This window comes from Streptomyces sp. KL109B (genome assembly GCF_030766935.1).
In the GTDB taxonomy this organism is placed as follows: domain Bacteria; phylum Actinomycetota; class Actinomycetes; order Streptomycetales; family Streptomycetaceae; genus Streptomyces.
Genome location: NZ_JASERL010000018.1, coordinates 198886 through 215124, shown reverse-complemented (window position 1 = coordinate 215124; position 16239 = coordinate 198886). Strand labels below are relative to the sequence as shown.

The window sequence follows — 16239 nt, the reverse complement described above, 5'->3', positions numbered from 1 at the left end:
GAGAGGATCCACGCATGAGCCGCCCTTCGAGCCGCACGAGCCGAAAGGGGACCACCAAACAGAACGCTCCGTTCCTGGGCTGTCTGGCACTGATTCCGGTGGCGCTATGGGTCGGTGACGATCTGTGGGCGCTGTCCCGGTTCTGGCCGGCCGGCGACATCGGATTCGGTGCCACCGTCGGCGTACTGCTGCCGATCGCCGTCACGAACGCCAAGCGCGCCTTCCGGCGGGCCCGTTCGGCCGAAGGCGAGAGTGAGAGCAAGGGCCGTGGCCCGTCCGTCGGGGTAGGCGTCGCGTGCACGGCCGTGGCCGTGATGTGCGGGCTGGCCGTCGCGCGGACGATCCCCGGAGGGCGCTCCTCAAGGCGGATCTGCTCCGGCGAGTGGGCGCCGTGCTGGGTGCCCGAGCATTATCCGGCGGGCACATTGACGGCCATCGTCAGTGCCGTCGCGATGGCGGTCCTCGTGACCTGGGGCCGGAAATGGATCCAGAAGTCGCGTACGCTCCTGCGGCGGCCGGCGCCGAAGCCGGCGCGTCGAGGCTAGGTTTCCGCAGGAACGCAGAGCCAGGCAGGCCTCACAAACCCCACACCACACCGCGACACTCCGGTTACTGCGCGTGTGATCGGATGACGGTGGCGGGGGAGCGCCCCCTGAAGACACATGACCCACGGGAGCGCGGCATGAGTATTTCGTACGGGCTCGACTTCGCTGATGAGGATTTGTTGGACGCGTGGCTCGCGGTCCCGATCCTTGAGGGGAGAGGGGCAGGGCGGACGCGGCGGAAGTGGGCGAAGACCGTCTCCGCGTTGCACTGCGCTCTGCTCTCCGGTGCGGAGGGGCGCAGCAAGGCGCAGGTGAAGGAGTACGCGCGCGTGCTGGAGCGGATATCCGAGCAGTTTCCGCAGCGGATCCCCATGCAGCACCTGTTCGCGTATGCGCCGGACTTGGACAGGACCCCGTTGCCGTTCTTCTTCTACGCGGTGGAATCCGCGGGGCCGGTGGAACCGGTCCTGGATGCGTTGGTGCAGCGCAACGAACCCGGCGCCATGCAGGATCCGCACATCGTGGACTTCAGTACGGAAAGCCTCGGCAGGGGCTTGCGGTCCGTTCGCCGGTTCGTGCACAAGGCGAGCGGGGCACCGGGCATTTCCGTCAACTATGGGTGGCGGGTCGATTCGCTCGGCATCGACCTGTCCTTGCGTACCGTCAGCGACGAAATCGACTGGGTGTCCGCGAACATCGGCGCCTTCGACGCGTTTGTCCGCAACTTGCGATTGGTGCGACAGGGCGCCGGTGCCGTCGTCTGAGGACACGTACATGCGCACGTACAGCTATAGGAATCAGGGTGGGGGAGCGTGCAGAACACATCGGTGCACGGCGGCGGTGCGTTGAGCGGGCCCGGCGGGCGGTCGGTGTGGAAGCGGGCGCGGCGGCGGGTGACTTTCGCGTGTGCCGGGTGGGCAGTTGGGCTGTTTGTGGTGCCCGTGGCCGTGCAGGCGGCTGTGGAGCCGGCCGCGGGAGCCGGGCCGGCCTGGGGTGTGGCGGGGGCCGTCCTGGTGTGTGCGTTGGTCGGGGTGTGCGCGGCGGCGTTCCGCGATGTTCAGCAGCGGAGGATGCGGCCGGTCCTGACCGCGTACGAGTGGCAGGAAGTCCCCGCCGACACGTCCAAGCGGCACAAGGCCGCCGTCAAGCACGCCGCCGCCCACTTCACGCTTCCCGACCCGGACCACCCGGAGCGCCGCGTCGGTGTCATCGCGCGCCGCGCCCCCACGATGTGGCTGTCGTGGAAGCGCACCCTGGAGGGCGCCAGGAGGGACGGGTTCTGGTTCGCGGGTGACCCTCGCTTCGGCGGCGTGATCGCACCCCGCCACCGCCCCCACCTCCTGCTCATGGTCCGCCCCAAGCGGGACGACGCGTTCCTGACCAGCGCCGAGCGCCCGGACGACGTCAGCGAACAGGCCTGGCAGCGGGCTGTGCGGGCGAAGGTGAGTCGGCCCGTCGAGGCGACTTGGACGATGTGACCGCGCCAACAACGTCGGGCGTCCCGGGCTCGACTCAGAGCGCGACGCGCAGGCAAACCGGGGGCCCGGCTTGCACGGACCCTGGATCGAATTCGCCGTCGGCGACGGCGACTTGGTGTCATCGGCGGCAACTCCGGCCCCCACCCGCGGCAACCAACAGGTGCACCCCCCTCAGGCACCCCTTCAGGCACCCCCCCGTTGGAAAGGCCCCGCCATGTCCAAGCACCGCAGCACCGCACTCCAACGCAACCGTCGCCGCCTCGTCGCCCTCGCCACGGGTGGCGCCGCCGCGGCCGCGCTCGGCGTGCTCCCCGTCGTCCTGCCGTCGGCCGGCGCCGCCGAGACCGGGCCCGTCGGGTACGGCGCGGGCGCGACCGGCGGCGGGAACGCGACGCCCACCACCGTGACCTCGCTCGCCGCGTTCGAGGACGCCGTGGCGGGGGACGAGGCGAAGGTCGTGAAGGTGGAGGGAAGCCTCGCCCTCGACGGGCAGGTGGACATCGGCTCCAACACCACCGTCCTGGGGGTGGGTTCGGCGTCCGGGATCACCGGCGGCGGGCTCCGGATCAAGGAGGCCACGAACGTCGTCGTCCAGAACCTCAACATCAGCAAGCCCCTCGCCCCTTCCGACGGGATCACCATCCAGGGGGCGAAGGACGTGTGGATCGATCACAACTCCTTCGCCGCCGACCGCGAGCACGACAAGGACCACTACGACGGGCTCCTCGACATCACGCACGGTTCGGACGACGTCACCGTCTCCTGGAACACCTTCAAGGACCACTTCAAGGGCTCACTCGTCGGCCACAGCGACGACAACGCCGCCGAGGACACCGGCAAGCTGCACGTCACGTACCACCACAACCACTTCGCCGACGTGTACTCGCGCATCCCGTCCCTGCGCTTCGGCACCGGCCACTTCTACGACAACTACGTCCAGGGCGCCGACACCGCCGTGCACGCACGGATGGGCGCGCGGATGCTCGTCGAGAACAATGTCTTCCGGGACACCAAGGTGGCCGTGACGACGAGTCGTAGCAGTGACGAGGACGGATACGCCAAGCTCAGCGGGAACGACCTCGGCGGCGCCGCCACCGAGGTCTCGCAGGAGGGCGACTTCACGAAGGCGCCCTACGACTACACCTTGGCCCCCGCCTCCGATGTCGTCTCGTCCGTCACCGACGGCGCGGGCGCCGGCAAGCTCTGAGCGCCGCCGCCCCGAGCCACGACCGACGAACGGCGCCGGCCGCGCAGCGTCACCGCCACCCCCACCGCCGCGAACACCGCGCACGTCAGCAGCAGCGGCGTACCCGAGACCCCCCACATCGCCAGGCCCGACCCGGCCAGCAGCGTCACCAGCGCCCACCGCAGCGCCGGGCCGGAGATCCGGGTCGAGAGGAGGGCGCCGCCCACGACGCCCGGGATCGCGCCGATCAGCAGCGCGCCCGCCATGCCGAAGGCGACGTCGCCGAAGAGGACGTGGCCGAGGGCCGCCGCCGCGACGACCGGGATGGCCTGGACGAGGTCGGTGCCGACCAGGTGGTTCGCCTTCAGGCGCGGGTGCGCCAGCATCAGCATCACGATGATCAGCGAGCCGGAGCCGACGGATGTCATGCCGACGATGAAGCCGCCGATCAGGCCGATGGCGAGGGTGGCCAGGGGGCGCACTGCCACGTGCGCGTCCTCCGCCTCCTCCGCACCCGTGCCGCGCCGCCCGTCCAGCCACATCCGGCCCAGCATCCCGAGGACCGCGAGGACGAGCGCGCCCCCGATGACGTACTTCACGCGTTCCTGGAGTTGCTCCCCGTCACCGAGCAGCCCCAGGCAGAGCGCGCCGAGCACCGCCGCGGGCATCGCCGTCGGCAGCAGCCACCGCACGATGTCCCAGCGCACGGTGCCCGCCCGCTGGTGCACCGCCGCGCCGAACGGCTTCATGAGGACGGACGTGGCCAGGTCGCTGCCGATCGCGGCCGTCGGGTTCACGCCGAACAGCATCACCATGATCGGCGTCATCAGGGCGCCACCGCCCATACCGGTGAGGCCCACCGCCACACCGACGAAGGCGCCCGCGACGACTATCGCCCATGAGAAGTCCATGACGGCGACTGTACGCACCATCCCTATGGGAAAGGTAGGGATAACGTGTGCGTCCCAGATGCTGGAAGATCCACGCCTGTCCACCACAATGGCCGCATGAGGATCTCCGCCCGCGCCGACTACGCCGTACGTGCCTGCCTGGAACTCGCCGTCCACGCCGAGGGGTACGGGGCGCCGATCAAGGCCGAGGCCGTCGCCGCGGCCCAGGAGATTCCGCACAAGTTCCTGGAGGGCATCCTCAGCGACCTGCGGCGTGGCTGCATCGTGGTCAGCAAGCGGGGCGGGAACGGCGGCTATCTGCTGGCGCGGCCCGCCGACGAGATCACCGTCGCCGATGTCGTACGCGCCGTCGAGGGCCCCATCGTCTCCGTGCGCGGCGAGCGGCCCAACGCGCTCAGCTACACAGGACCCGCCGAACCGCTGCTCCCGCTGTGGGTGGCGCTGCGCGCCAATGTGCGCAAGATCCTGGAGGGCGTCACGCTCGCCGACCTCGCGCACGACCGGCTGCCGGAGCCGGTGAAGGAGCTGGCCGAGGACCCCGCCGCCTGGCGCAACCCGTAACCCCCGACAGGCCCCCACGTCCCAGACCCCCACGTCCCAACCCCGCACGCCGGCCGGTCGTCGGCAAACCCCACCGTCACTCCCTCCGGCTCCAACGAGCGCCATCGACCCGAATTCGCCGACCGGGCCCTACGTCGACAAGGGCGGCGTACGGATGACGGAGAACGGCGGCACCGTGGTGCTCGCCACCCGAAAGCGGGGAGAGCACGAGCGGCCGGGACCCCGCGGGGCCCCGGCCGCTCACGCGCTCACACCGGTGTCACACGCCGAACGAGTGCACCGTCGTCGTCCGGTACGTCTCGCCAGGACGCAGCACCGTCGAAGGGAACGACGGCTGGTTCGGGGAGTCCGGGAAGTGCTGGGTCTCCAGGGCGAGGCCGTCGCCCTGCCGGTACGTGCGCCCCGACTGGCCGGTGAGCGTGCCGTCGAGGAAGTTGCCCGAGTAGAACTGCAGGCCCGGCTGGTCCGTGGCGATCTTCAAAGAGCGGCCCGACGACGGGTCGCGGAGCGTCGCCACGAGGACCGGCTTCGCCGTGATGCCCTTGTCCATCACCCAGTTGTGGTCGAAGCCCTTGGCGAGGATCTGCTGCGGGTGGGCCGCGCGGATGTCACGCCCGATGGGCTTCGCCTTGCGGAAGTCGAACGGCGTGCCCGCGACCTTCGCCAGCTCCCCGGTCGGGATGAGGCCCGCGTCGGTGGGCGTGTAGCGGGAGGCGGCGAGCATCAGCTCGTGGTCGTAGATGGTGCCGCTGCCCTCGCCCGCGAGGTTGTAGTAGGTGTGGTTGGTGAGGTTCACGACGGTGGGCTTGTCGGTCGTGGCCTCGTAGTCGATGCGCCAGTCGCCGCCCGCCGTGAGCGTGTACGTGATCTTCGTCTGCAGCGTGCCGGGGTAGCCCATCTCGCCGTCGACAGAGGTGTAGTGCAGATGCAGGCCGACGTCCGGGCCGGAGGTGAACGGCTCGATGTCCCAGACCCGTTTGTCGAAGCCCTTGGCGCCGCCGTGCAGGGAGTTCTCGCCGTCGTTGACGGAGAGCTGGTAGTCCTTGCCGTCGAGGGTGAACTTCCCCTTGGCGATGCGGTTGCCGTAGCGGCCGATGCTGGCACCGAAGAACGTGGTCCCGGCGACGTACTCCTCGATCGTGTCGTAGCCGAGGGACACATTCACGTACTTGCCGTGGCGGTCCGGGAGTTCGAGCGACTGGACGGTGCCGCCGTAGTTGAGGACCTTGAGGCGGGTGCCGCCGTTCTCCAGGGACCAGCGGTAGATCTTGGTGCCGTCGGCGAGCTTGCCGAAGGGTTCCTTCACGGGCTTCCGTCCTCCGGACGCGGATGCGGACGAGGATGCGTGTGCTGTGCCTCCGAGCGCCGTCGCTGCCACACCGGCTGCGGCGGCGGAGGCCATGACCGTACGTCTGCTCAGTTCCATCTGTGCGGCTCCCTAAGAAGACTTACGAAGAGGACTTACGAAGAAGACCTACGAACCGGACTTGCGCTTGTTCCACACGTCGAAGCCGACCGCGGCGAGCAGGGCCAGGCCCTTGATCACCGACTGCCAGTCGGAGCCGACGCCGAGCAGGTTCATGCCGTTGTTGAGCACGCCGAGGACGAGGCCGCCGATGATCGCGCCGAGGATCGTGCCGACGCCGCCGCTCATGGAGGCGCCGCCGATGAACGACGCGGCGATCGCCTCGAGTTCGAAGTTGAGGCCCGCCTTCGGCGAGGCCGCGTTCAGCCGGGCGGCGACGACCAGACCGGCCAGGGCCGCGAGCACGCCCATGTTCAGGAAGACGTAGAAGGTGACCTTCTTGTCCTTCACGCCGGACAGCTTCGCCGCCGGGAGGTTGCCGCCGATCGCGTAGATGTGCCGGCCGAAGATCGAGTTGCGCATGACGTAGCCGTAGCCGACCACCAGGGCGCCGAGGATGATCAGCACGATCGGGGTGCCCTTGTAGCTGGAGAGCAGCAGCGTCACGACGGCGATCGCCGCGACGATCGCTACCAGCTTGAGCACGAACAGGTTGAAGGGCACCACGTCGAGCGAGAACTCGCGCTGCCTGCGCCGGTCGCGCAGCTCCTGCCAGACGACGGCGGCGGCGAGCAGGACGCCGAACAGCAGCGTCAGGTTGTGGTAGTTGGTGTTCGGGCCGACCGCGGGCAGGAAGCCGTTGCCGATCTTCTGGAGGCCGTCCGGGAACGGGCCGAGGGTCTGCCCCTCAAGCAGGATCTCGGTGAGCCCGCGCCACACCAGCATGCCCGCCAGGGTCACGATGAACGACGGTATGCCGCCGTACGCGATGAGCCAGCCCTGGATCGAGCCCGCGATGCCGCCCATCACCAGGCACAGCACGACGGCGAGCTGCCACGACATGTTGTGACTGACCGTCAGAACGGCGGCCGACGAGCCGACGAACGCGGTCAACGAGCCGACGGACAGGTCGATATGGCCCGCGATGATCACCAGCATCATGCCGATCGCGAGGATCAGGATGTAGCTGTTCTGGAGGACCAGGTTCGAGACGTTGCGCGGCAGGATCAGGTCGCCGTCCGTCCACACGGCGAAGACGGCGACCAGCAGGCCGAGCGCGATCAGCATCCCGTACTGGCGCATATTGCGCCGCATGCCGTCGACGACGAGTTGGAGCAGACCGCCTCCGGCCGCGGACCCGCCGGCCTTGCGCGGTGGCGGCGGTGGCGCGGCCGCCGGGATCTTGTCCGTCACGTTCGTGCTCATCGCGCTACCTCTTTGTCCTTCGTCATCAGGCGCATCAGCGATTCCTGCGTCGCCTCGGCGCGCGGCAGCTCGCCGGTGAGGCGGCCCGCGGCCATCGTGTAGATGCGGTCGCACATGCCGAGCAGCTCGGGCAGCTCGGAGGAGATGAAGACGACCGCCTTGCCCTCGGCGGCCAGCTTGTCGATGACCGTGTAGATCTCGTACTTGGCGCCGACGTCGATGCCGCGCGTCGGCTCGTCGAGGATCAGCACATCGGGACCCGCGAAGATCCACTTGCTGAGGACGACCTTCTGCTGGTTGCCGCCCGACAGCTTGCCCGCCGGTTCGAAGACCGTCGGGGCCTTGATGTTCATCGACTTGCGGTAGCCCTCGGCGACCTGCCGCTCCTCGTGCTCGTCGACGACCCCGCGCCTGGCGACCTTGCCGAGGGCGCTCATCGTGATGTTGCGGCCGATGGTGTCGATGAGGTTGAGGCCGTAGTGCTTGCGGTCCTCGGTGACGTACGCGATCCCGTGGCCGACGGCGTCGGCGACGTGCCGGGTGCTGATCTCCGCGCCGTCCTTCAGGACCACGCCGCCCGCGTATCTGCCGTACGTCCGCCCGAAGACGTTCATCGCCAGCTCGGTGCGGCCCGCGCCCATCAGGCCCGCGATGCCGACGATCTCGCCGCGGCGCACGGTGAGCGAGACGTCGTCGACGACCTTGCGCTCCCGGTCGATGGGGTGGTGCACCGTCCAGTTGCGGATCTCCATGGCGGGCGCGGCGCCCGCCTCCGGGTGGTGCGGGGTGCGGTCGGGGAACCGGTTGTCGAGGTCGCGGCCGACCATGCCGGAGATGATCCGGTCCTCGGTGGTCTCCGGGGCCCGTACGTCGAGGGTCTCGACGGTGCGCCCGTCGCGCAGGATCGTCACCGAGTCGGCGACCTTGCGGATCTCGTTCAGCTTGTGCGAGATGATGATCGAGGTGATGCCCTGGTCCTTCAGCTCCAGGATCAGATCGAGGAGCGTGTCGGAGTCCTCGTCGTTCAGCGAGGCCGTCGGCTCGTCGAGGATCAGCAGCTTCACTTCCTTGGCGAGCGCCTTGGCGATCTCCACGAGCTGCTGCTTGCCCACCCCGATGTCGGCGACGCGGGTGTTGGGGTTCTCGTTCAGGCCCACCCTGCGCAGCTGCCGCGTCGCGTGGCCGAGCGTCTCGTGCCAGTTGATGAAGCCGCGGCTCGCGTGCTCGTTGCCGAGGAACATGTTCTCGGCGATCGACAGGAACGGCACGAGCGCCAGCTCCTGGTGGATGATGACGATGCCGCGCTTCTCGGACGCGTTGATGTCCTTGAACGCGCAGTGCTCCCCGTCGAAGAGGATGTCCCCCTCGTAACTTCCGTGCGGGTGGACGCCGGAGAGCACCTTCATGAGGGTGGACTTTCCGGCGCCGTTCTCCCCGCAGATGGCGTGGACCTCGCCGGGACGGACGCTCAGGGAGACGTCCGACAGCGCCTTGACGCCGGGAAAGGTCTTGACGATCGAGCGCATTTCCAGGACGGGTCCCGCCATGGTCGTGCCCTTCTCTGAGATCTCTGGGACGTGTACCGGTACCTGTCCGGGTTACTTCAGGCCCAGGTCGGACTTGGTGTAGTAGCCGCTGTCGATGAGCGTCTTCTCGTAGTTGGTCTTGTCGACGCTGACCGGGGTGAGCAGGTACGAGGGCACGACCTTGGCACCGTTGTCATACGTCTTCGTGTCGTTGACCTTGGGCTTCTTGTCGTTCAGCACGTCGTCGACCATGTCCACCGAGACCTCGGCGAGCTTGCGGGTGTCCTTGTAGACCGTCGCGTACTGCTGGCCCGCGATGATCGACTTCACGGAGGCGACCTCGGCGTCCTGACCGGAGACCACCGGCAGCGGCTTGGCCTTCGTGCCGTAGTCGTCGGACTTCAGGGCGGACAGGATGCCGATGGAGATGCCGTCGTACGGCGAGAGCACCGCGTCGACCTTGTTGGTGCCCTTGTACGTGGAGGTGAGGATGTCGTCCATGCGCTTCTGCGCGGTGGCGCCGTCCCAGCGCAGCGTGGTGACCTGGTTGAGCTTGGTCTGCCCGGACTTCACGACCAGCTGCTTCTTGTCGATGTACGGCTTGAGCACGGACATCGCGCCGTTGAAGAAGTACTTGGTGTTGTTGTCGTCGTTGGAACCGGCGAACAGCTCCAGGTTGAACGGGCCCTTCTTGCCCGCGTCGAGCCCCAGCTTCTTCACGATGGCGCCGGCCTGCAGCTCGCCGACCTTCTCGTTGTCGAACGTCGCGTAGTAGTCGACGTTCTTCGAGTCGAGGATCAGCCGGTCGTACGCGATGACCGGGATGTTCGCGTCCTTGGCTTCCTGGAGGACGTTGTTGAGGGACTTGTTGTCGATCGCGGCGATGATCAGGGCGGAGACGCCCTGCGTGATCATGTTCTCGATCTGCGAGACCTGCTGGTCGGGGTCGTCCTCGCCGAACGCCAGCTTGGTCTTGTACCCCTTCGCCTTCAGCGACTTGACGACGTTGTTGCCGTCGGCGATCCACCGCTCGGAGGACTTCGTCGGCATCGCGATGCCGACGGTGGAGCCCTTCGCGCTCTTCTTCTCGTCCTTGCTTCCGCCCTCACTGTTCTGGCCGCACGCGGACAGGGTGAGCGCGAGGGAGGCGGAGGCGGCTATCGCGGTGAGAACGGCTCGGCGGTTTCGCATGGTCATCATCCTTGATGTGTGAGTGCACAAAAGCGGGTGGTGCGAAGTCCGTTGCGCGGGGTCGGTGCGAAGTCCCGTGCGCGGCCCGGAGGTTGACCGGGGTAGACCGAGTGGAGATGCGTTGGATTCTGCGCGGCCCTGTCCAGTTCTGGGAAGTTGCGTGCGCGGAACGTTATTCGCCCGTGTCGAACCGGCTCAGCGTCCCGGGCAGCCGCGAGCCCAACGGAGACATCCCGCCGTCGGCCCCGTGCCGTGCCAGCAGATCGAGCGCGAGCCGCCCCCGGCGCACCCGCTCGCGGGCGGTGTCCAGGGTGACGTCGCGCAGCTGGGCCCCGTACGGATAGATCGCCGGCGCCTTCGCGAGCCCGAACTTCAGGTACAACGGGGCGCCGCGCCTGATGAGTTCGGCGATCTCGTACATCCGGACATAGCCCCCGAGGTCGTCCGGCGCCTCGACGTACATGTCCATCGGCGCGGCGGACACCCTCCGGATCTCGGTGAGATGCGCGAGCGTGAGATCGCTCGGCACGTTCAGCGAGTCGGCCCCGAGCCGCTCGTACACGGCGTACGAGGCCGGGTTCACGGGCCCGACGAGCGCGGACACCTTGAGGGTGGTGTCGGCGGGAATGACGCCCTTGGCGCGCGCCCGGTGCAGCGTCCACAGCACCCCCTCGTCGGCGACGAGCAGGCACTTGACGCCCAACTCGGTTGCCCGCACGGCGTCTTCGACGCACCCGGCGACGGCGTCGTGCCCCCGCGCCCGCAGCCCGGCCCCGCCCGAGTCGGTCCGCACGGAGGCGCCGGTGTCCCAGGTGCCGCGCGGCCCGGTGAACAGGCACAGCTCGATGTCCCGCTCGGCGGTCGCCTCGACCATCTCCACGATCTCGGCGTCCCGCAGCATCCAGATGCCGCTGCCCTGGCTGATCCGGTGGATCGGCACGTCGAGCCGGGACGACTCCTTGAGCACGGTGGCGAGCGCCTCCGGCCCTTCGACCGAAGGGATCTCGGTACGCCAGGTGCCGCCGTCGGGAAACGTGTGGGGCGAGGCGTCGGCGGGGTCGGGCTCGGGGGCGCCGAGGCCGAGCGAGGACAGGGCGGGTTCGCCGGGACGGCGGGGTGAGTAGTCGCTCACGGTGTTCCTTTTCGGATCGTTCGACATTTCGGATGAGGTTCGGTCCATGGGAGCCCCTGCGGCGATTGAGCAGCGGGGCCCGGGGCAGAGCCCCGAGGCGTCACCCCCGGCGCGGAGCGCCATTTCGGGAAGGGGCGGGGCTTGGGGGAAAGGCCCGCCGCAGGCGCCCACTTACGGCCGCAACAACACCTTCCCCACGGCTGGATCACCCGCCCCCACCCACTCGATGGCCTCGGCGAACCGCCCCAACGGCACCTCGTGCGTCACCAGCGGCACCGGATCCAACAGCCCCGCCCCGAACATCCGCACCGCATGCGCCCAGGCGTCCGGCGCGGCCCCGAACACGGTCCGCACCTCCACCTGCCGCACCACCAGATCCGTGGGATCGAGCCCCTCCGCCGCCCCGGCCGCCGGAATCCCGGTGAGCACGAGCCGCCCGCCCCGCCGCACCATCGCCGCGGACGTACGCGCCGCGGACGCGGACCCGGCCGTCTCGATCACGACGTCGAGATCGTCCGGCAGCACATCGGTACGCAGCAGAAACTCGCTCGCCCCGAACCGCCGTGCCAGAGCGGCCCGTTCGCCCCGCGTCCCCACGCACACCAGCTGTGCCGGAGACGCCGCCGCGAGGAACTGCACCGCGAACATCCCGAGCGTCCCGGTCCCCACCACCCCCACCCGCTGCCCCGGCAGGGCCTCCGCCTTCAACGCGGCGGCGGCGATGCACGCGGCGGGTTCGAGCAGCGCGGCGGCGGTGAGGTCGGCGTCGTCGGGCAGCGTGTGCAGGAGCCGCGCGGGCAGCGTCAACGTCGTGGCCATGGCGCCGGGTTGAGTGAACCCGGTCTCCTCGTAGCCGTGCGTGCACAGCGTCGTCTCACCGGCGTGGCACCGCTCGCACACCTGGCAGTTCCGGAAGCCCTCGCCGACGACCTTCCGGCCGACCAGCGCCTCCGGCACCGCGTCGCCGACCGCCTCCACGACGCCGGACCACTCGTGGCCCGGCGTCAGCGGGTAACGCACGTACCCCTCGGGCCTGTTGCCCTGGTAGACCTCGCGGTCGCTGCCGCAGATCCCCACGGCGTGCACCCGCACCCGCGCCTCGCCGGGGCCGGGCGCCACGGGCTCGTGCGGCACGACCCGGTGCCGCCCCGGCGCGTCGACGACGACGGCGGAACCAGCGGCAGCGGAACCAGCGGCGGCGGAACCCGCGACGGCGGAACTCACGTCGCGGCCTTGGTCGCCGATGGGTCGCGCTTCTCCCAGCCCTCGGCCCACAGGTCGAACCGGGCCTGCTGCTGCGGGAATTCGGCGGCGGCGTCGACATCGAGCTCGACCCCGAGCCCCGGCTCGTGCGACAGCTCGAAGCACCCCGTCTCCGGGTCGACCTTCGGCGCCCCCTTCACCACCTTCTTGATCTCGGCGTCCGCGAAGTCGTTGAAGTGCTCCAGAATCTTGAAGTTGGGCGAGGTGAAGCCCACTTGGAGCGACGCGGCCGTAAGAACAGGCCCACCCACATTGTGCGGCGCGACCAGCATGTAGTGCGTCTCCGCCGTGGCCGCCAGCTTCCGCGTCTCCCAAATGCCGCCGATATGGCCGACGTCGGGCTGCAGAATGTCCACGGCCTGGCTCTCGAACAGCTCCCGGAACTCGATCCGGTCGTGGATCCGCTCACCGGTCGCCACCGGCATCTCCACCTTCGCGGCCACCTTCTCCAGCGCCTTGAGGTTCTCCGGCGGCACCGGCTCCTCCAGCCACGCGGGCCGGAACGGCGCGAGGTCCTTGGCCAGCCGGACGGCGGTCGCGGGGGAGAAGCGCCCGTGCATCTCCAGCATCAGCTCGGCGTCGGGCCCGATGGCGTCGCGCACCGCCTCGATCAACGACACGGCGTACAGGGACTGTTCGTGGTCCAGCTCGAAGTGCCCGGTGCCGAACGGGTCGATCTTCAGCGCCTTGTACCCGCGCTCCATCACCGCCTGCGCGGCCTTGTGGTACGCCTCCGGCGTGCGCTCGGTCGTGTACCAGCCGTTCGCGTACGCCTTGACCCTGTCGGTCACCTTCCCGCCGAGCAGCTGCCACACCGGTACGCCGAGGGCCTTGCCCTTGATGTCCCAGCAGGCCATCTCGATCACCGCGATGCCGGACATGACGATCTCGCCGGCCCGCCCGTAGTCGCCGTACTTCATTCGCCGTACGAGATCCTCGACGGCGAACGGATCGGAGCCGACAATGTGGTTGGCCTCGGCCTCGTGCAAGTACCCGATGAGCGCGTCGGTGTGTCCCAGCATCCGGGTCTCACCGACACCTGTGAGTCCTTCGTCGGTGTGCACCTGTACGTAGGTCAGGTTCCGCCACGGAGTCCCGACCACATGTGTGCTGATTCCCGTGATCCGCAAGGCAGTTGCCCCCTGTGCTGTTCGAAATTTCGTCCCACGTTCGAAATGCTGGCGAGACAGTAAGTCGGGCCCACAGGGGTGTCAATGGGTCTGCACCAGTCGGCGAACGGTCGGCGAACGGTCGACCCAGGTCATGTTCCGTACAGAAGTTTCACAGGACAGGCTTTTCCCTCCATCGGTCCGCCGCCTAGCCTCCGTTGGTCATGGACGATTACTGCCATCCATGCCGCAGACACCTCAACGGCGCCCTGGCCTGCCCGGGTTGCGGCACCCCGGTCGCCGCCGTGCGCGCGCACGGGGAGTGGATCGCCGCTCAGGAGGCGGAGGTTGACGAGACGTCAGGCGGAGCCGCCGCGCCGGTACGGACCCGTCGCCGACGCACCTCGCACCGTTCCGCGCGCCCCCGGCGGCGCGGCCGGGTGCTGCTCGGCGTGGCCGGTCTCGCGGTCGCCGTGACCGGCATCGGGCTCGGCGTCGACGCGGTCCTCGGCGACCCCCCGGACAGCGCCACCACTCGGGCGGCACCGGACACGTCCGCCGCCGCGACGCGCGACGCCGACCCCGCATCCCCGTCCGCCACGGCCGAGCGCTCCACCCCACCGGCGTCCCGCGCCTCGCGTACGTCACCGGCCCCCGCCCCGACGTCGCCGCGGCCGGACCGCACGCGGGGCTCCACACCGGAGGACGCCGCCGCGACCCACCACCGGCCGACGCCGGCCCCGGCCACCTCCGAAGGCCGTACGTCCCCGAGCTCCCGCCCGACGCCCGCACCGACCCGCTCGGCCTCCACCACGCCCACCGCGCAACCGAGCCCGTCCGAGACGTGCGAGCGCCTGCTGTGGTGGTGCACCTAGGCCCTTTCACCGGACCGGACCGGAGTGGGCCGGATCGGACCGGACCGACGCGAACCGGATCGGACCGGAGTGGACCGGACCGGCCTCAGTCGACCCCGAGCATCCGCCGCAACATGTCCCGGAACAGCACCCGCTCCTCCTGCGAAAGCCCCGCCAGCGGCTCCCGCGCGAAGTCGAGCGACTCGCGCAGGGCCCGCGCGATCCGCCGCCCCTCCGTAGTCGTGGCGGCTACCTTCACCCGCCGGTCGCCCGGCGAGGGCTGCCGCTCCACGAGGCCCCGGCCCTCCAGGCGGTCCACGATCCCCGTCACGTTCGACGGCTCGCACTTCAGGCGCTGCGCCACCTGCCGCATCGGCAGCGGTTCGAGCGAGAGCAGCCCGAGCACCCGCGCCTGCGCCCCGGTCAGTCCGTGCCGCGAGGCGACCTCCTCGTACTCCTGGTGATAGCGCGCGACGATCTCCCCGATCAGCTCGACGACCTCAAGGGTGAGCGGATCGGTGCGGGGGGTACGCGTAGCGGCCATGCTCACCAGCGTACCCAGTTGCTTGACATCATGAAATATTCAGGAGCATGGTTGTTTCAGGTACTGAAGTATTTTCGCTGATGCTTCGGCCTGGCGCTTCCACCCTCTCGACAAAGGATCAACCGCATGACCGCCGACACCCCCCAGATCCCCGCCACCGGCCGCGAGTGGGCCCTGATCAGCCGCCCCGTCGGCTGGCCCAAGCCCGAGGACTTCGAGCTGCGCGAGGCCCCGGTGGCCGAGCCGGGCCCCGGCCAGGTCCTGGTCAAGAACCTGTACGTCTCCGTGGACCCGTACATGCGCGGCCGCATGTCGGCGGCGAAGTCGTACGTCGCCCCGTACGAGCTGGGCAAGGCCATGCAGGCCGGCGCCGTCGGCGTCGTGCTCGCCTCGAACGACGAGGGCGTGGCCGTCGGCGACCACGTGCTGCACTTCTTCGGCTGGCGCGAGTACGCGACGTTCGACGCGAAGCAGGCCGTGAAGGTCGACCCGGACGCCGCGCCCCTGTCCACGTACCTCGGTGTCCTCGGCATGACCGGCCTGACCGCGTACGCGGGCCTGCTGCGCACCCTCTCCTTCAAGGAGGGCGACAGTGTCTTCGTGTCCGGTGCGGCGGGCGCGGTCGGCGGCCAGGTCGGCCAGATCGCCAAGCTCAAGGGCGCCTCGCGGGTCATCGGCTCGGCCGGATCGGACGAGAAGGTCAAGCTGCTCCTGGAGGAGTACGGCTTCGACGCCGCCTTCAACTACAAGACGGGCGACGTCCACACGCAGCTGAAGGAGGCCGCCCCCGACGGCATCGACGTCTACTTCGACAACGTCGGCGGTGACCACCTGGAGGCCGCCATCGCGCGCCTCAACCGCGACGGCCGCATCGCCATCTGCGGCGCCATCTCCGTCTACAACAACACGGAGCCGGCCCCCGGCCCGCGCAACCTCTCCCGCCTGATCCAGACCCGCGGCCGCATCGAGGGCTTCCTCGTCGGCGACCACTACGACCTGCAGCCGCAGTTCGTGCAGGAGGTCGGCGCGTGGGTGCGCTCCGGTGAGCTGAAGTACCGCGAGACGGTCGTCGAGGGCATCGAGAACAACCTGGAGGCGTTCATGGGCGTTCTGCGCGGCGACAACACCGGAAAGATGGTCGTGAAGCTCTGAGGCTTCTGAGGCTTTCGCCGGGGGAGTGGCCCGGGTGGGGTGACCCCCGCCACACC

The 16239-nt window shown here is 69.4% G+C and carries 16 protein-coding genes; 7 read left to right on the top strand and 9 right to left on the bottom strand.

From position 1 onward, the window contains the following. The first annotated feature begins 14 nt into the window (after nt 1-14). The 4 genes from RBJ65_RS40710 (at nt 15) to RBJ65_RS40695 (ending at nt 3230) form a co-directional block, all read left to right on the top strand. Nucleotides 15-545 (top strand): hypothetical protein, encoded by a 531-nt coding sequence (locus RBJ65_RS40710; protein ID WP_306320764.1) that lies wholly within the window; start codon nt 15-17, stop codon nt 543-545. Nucleotides 546-682: 137 nt separating this feature from the next. After that, entirely contained in the window at nt 683-1309 is a 627-nt protein-coding gene (locus tag RBJ65_RS40705) for a hypothetical protein (RefSeq protein ID WP_306320765.1), read from the top strand. 48 nt (nt 1310-1357) lie between these two features. Beyond that, nucleotides 1358-2023, top strand: a complete 666-nt coding sequence (locus tag RBJ65_RS40700; RefSeq protein ID WP_306320766.1) for a hypothetical protein — start codon at nt 1358-1360, stop codon at nt 2021-2023. A gap of 214 nt (nt 2024-2237) precedes the next feature. Continuing rightward, a complete protein-coding gene (locus RBJ65_RS40695) occupies nt 2238-3230 on the top strand; it encodes a polysaccharide lyase family 1 protein (RefSeq protein ID WP_306320767.1) in 993 nt (330 codons plus the stop codon). Here the strand turns inward: RBJ65_RS40695 and RBJ65_RS40690 are convergent. Then, a complete protein-coding gene (locus RBJ65_RS40690; RefSeq protein WP_306320768.1) occupies nt 3161-4120 on the bottom strand; it encodes a sulfite exporter TauE/SafE family protein in 960 nt (319 codons plus the stop codon). The two genes, RBJ65_RS40695 and RBJ65_RS40690, sit on opposite strands and share 70 nt — an antisense overlap. Nucleotides 4121-4216: 96 nt before the next feature. Between RBJ65_RS40690 and RBJ65_RS40685 the strand changes: the two genes are divergently transcribed. Continuing rightward, the gene (locus RBJ65_RS40685) at nt 4217-4681 is read left to right on the top strand and encodes an Rrf2 family transcriptional regulator (protein ID WP_306320769.1); all 465 of its coding nucleotides are present in this window, start codon (nt 4217-4219) and stop codon (nt 4679-4681) included. A gap of 259 nt (nt 4682-4940) precedes the next feature. On the opposite strand, the gene RBJ65_RS40680 is transcribed toward RBJ65_RS40685, so the two are convergent. The 7 genes from RBJ65_RS40680 to RBJ65_RS40650 all read right to left on the bottom strand — a co-directional run bounded on the left by RBJ65_RS40680 (nt 4941) and on the right by RBJ65_RS40650 (nt 13654). Next, nucleotides 4941-6107 (bottom strand): aldose epimerase family protein, encoded by a 1167-nt coding sequence (locus RBJ65_RS40680; RefSeq protein ID WP_306320770.1) that lies wholly within the window; start codon nt 6105-6107, stop codon nt 4941-4943. Between the two features lie 48 nt (nt 6108-6155). Then, nucleotides 6156-7412, bottom strand: coding sequence for a multiple monosaccharide ABC transporter permease (gene mmsB, locus RBJ65_RS40675; protein ID WP_306320771.1), 1257 nt, complete (start codon nt 7410-7412; stop codon nt 6156-6158). Next, nucleotides 7409-8959, bottom strand: a complete 1551-nt coding sequence (mmsA, locus tag RBJ65_RS40670; protein ID WP_306320772.1) for a multiple monosaccharide ABC transporter ATP-binding protein — start codon at nt 8957-8959, stop codon at nt 7409-7411. Before mmsA ends, mmsB begins: the two co-directional genes overlap by 4 nt. 51 nt (nt 8960-9010) lie before the next feature. Next, entirely contained in the window at nt 9011-10129 is a 1119-nt protein-coding gene (chvE, locus tag RBJ65_RS40665; RefSeq protein ID WP_372341340.1) for a multiple monosaccharide ABC transporter substrate-binding protein, read from the bottom strand. A gap of 172 nt (nt 10130-10301) precedes the next feature. Continuing rightward, nucleotides 10302-11261, bottom strand: coding sequence for a hypothetical protein (locus RBJ65_RS40660; RefSeq protein ID WP_306320773.1), 960 nt, complete (start codon nt 11259-11261; stop codon nt 10302-10304). Nucleotides 11262-11432: 171 nt separating this feature from the next. After that, nucleotides 11433-12485, bottom strand: a complete 1053-nt coding sequence (locus tag RBJ65_RS40655) for a zinc-binding dehydrogenase (protein WP_306320774.1) — start codon at nt 12483-12485, stop codon at nt 11433-11435. Next, nucleotides 12482-13654, bottom strand: coding sequence for a mandelate racemase/muconate lactonizing enzyme family protein (locus RBJ65_RS40650; RefSeq protein ID WP_306320775.1), 1173 nt, complete (start codon nt 13652-13654; stop codon nt 12482-12484). Before RBJ65_RS40650 ends, RBJ65_RS40655 begins: the two co-directional genes overlap by 4 nt. Nucleotides 13655-13857: 203 nt before the next feature. Between RBJ65_RS40650 and RBJ65_RS40645 the strand changes: the two genes are divergently transcribed. Beyond that, on the top strand, nt 13858-14508 hold the full coding sequence (locus RBJ65_RS40645) for a hypothetical protein (protein ID WP_306320776.1): 651 nt from the start codon (nt 13858-13860) through the stop codon (nt 14506-14508). Nucleotides 14509-14593: 85 nt separating this feature from the next. On the opposite strand, the gene RBJ65_RS40640 is transcribed toward RBJ65_RS40645, so the two are convergent. Next, nucleotides 14594-15031 carry a MarR family winged helix-turn-helix transcriptional regulator gene (locus RBJ65_RS40640; protein WP_306320777.1) on the bottom strand — a complete coding sequence of 146 codons (438 nt, stop codon included), beginning with the start codon at nt 15029-15031 and terminating at the stop codon, nt 14594-14596. Between the two features lie 126 nt (nt 15032-15157). Here RBJ65_RS40640 and RBJ65_RS40635 point away from each other — a divergent pair, with 126 nt between their 5' ends. Continuing rightward, entirely contained in the window at nt 15158-16183 is a 1026-nt protein-coding gene (locus RBJ65_RS40635; RefSeq protein WP_306320778.1) for an NADP-dependent oxidoreductase, read from the top strand. The last annotated feature ends 56 nt before the right edge of the window (nt 16184-16239 follow it).

Coding starts and splice junctions, on each gene's coding strand:
- chvE (WP_372341340.1), bottom strand. CDS start 10,129: ATGCGAAACCGCCGAGCCGTTCTCACCGCGATAGCCGCCTCCGCCTCC.
- RBJ65_RS40680 (WP_306320770.1), bottom strand. CDS start 6,107: ATGGAACTGAGCAGACGTACGGTCATGGCCTCCGCCGCCGCAGCCGGT.
- RBJ65_RS40645 (WP_306320776.1), top strand. CDS start 13,858: ATGGACGATTACTGCCATCCATGCCGCAGACACCTCAACGGCGCCCTG.
- RBJ65_RS40685 (WP_306320769.1), top strand. CDS start 4,217: ATGAGGATCTCCGCCCGCGCCGACTACGCCGTACGTGCCTGCCTGGAA.
- RBJ65_RS40635 (WP_306320778.1), top strand. CDS start 15,158: ATGACCGCCGACACCCCCCAGATCCCCGCCACCGGCCGCGAGTGGGCC.
- mmsB (WP_306320771.1), bottom strand. CDS start 7,412: ATGAGCACGAACGTGACGGACAAGATCCCGGCGGCCGCGCCACCGCCG.
- RBJ65_RS40710 (WP_306320764.1), top strand. CDS start 15: ATGAGCCGCCCTTCGAGCCGCACGAGCCGAAAGGGGACCACCAAACAG.
- RBJ65_RS40690 (WP_306320768.1), bottom strand. CDS start 4,120: ATGGACTTCTCATGGGCGATAGTCGTCGCGGGCGCCTTCGTCGGTGTG.
- RBJ65_RS40640 (WP_306320777.1), bottom strand. CDS start 15,031: ATGGCCGCTACGCGTACCCCCCGCACCGATCCGCTCACCCTTGAGGTC.
- RBJ65_RS40705 (WP_306320765.1), top strand. CDS start 683: ATGAGTATTTCGTACGGGCTCGACTTCGCTGATGAGGATTTGTTGGAC.
- mmsA (WP_306320772.1), bottom strand. CDS start 8,959: ATGGCGGGACCCGTCCTGGAAATGCGCTCGATCGTCAAGACCTTTCCC.
- RBJ65_RS40695 (WP_306320767.1), top strand. CDS start 2,238: ATGTCCAAGCACCGCAGCACCGCACTCCAACGCAACCGTCGCCGCCTC.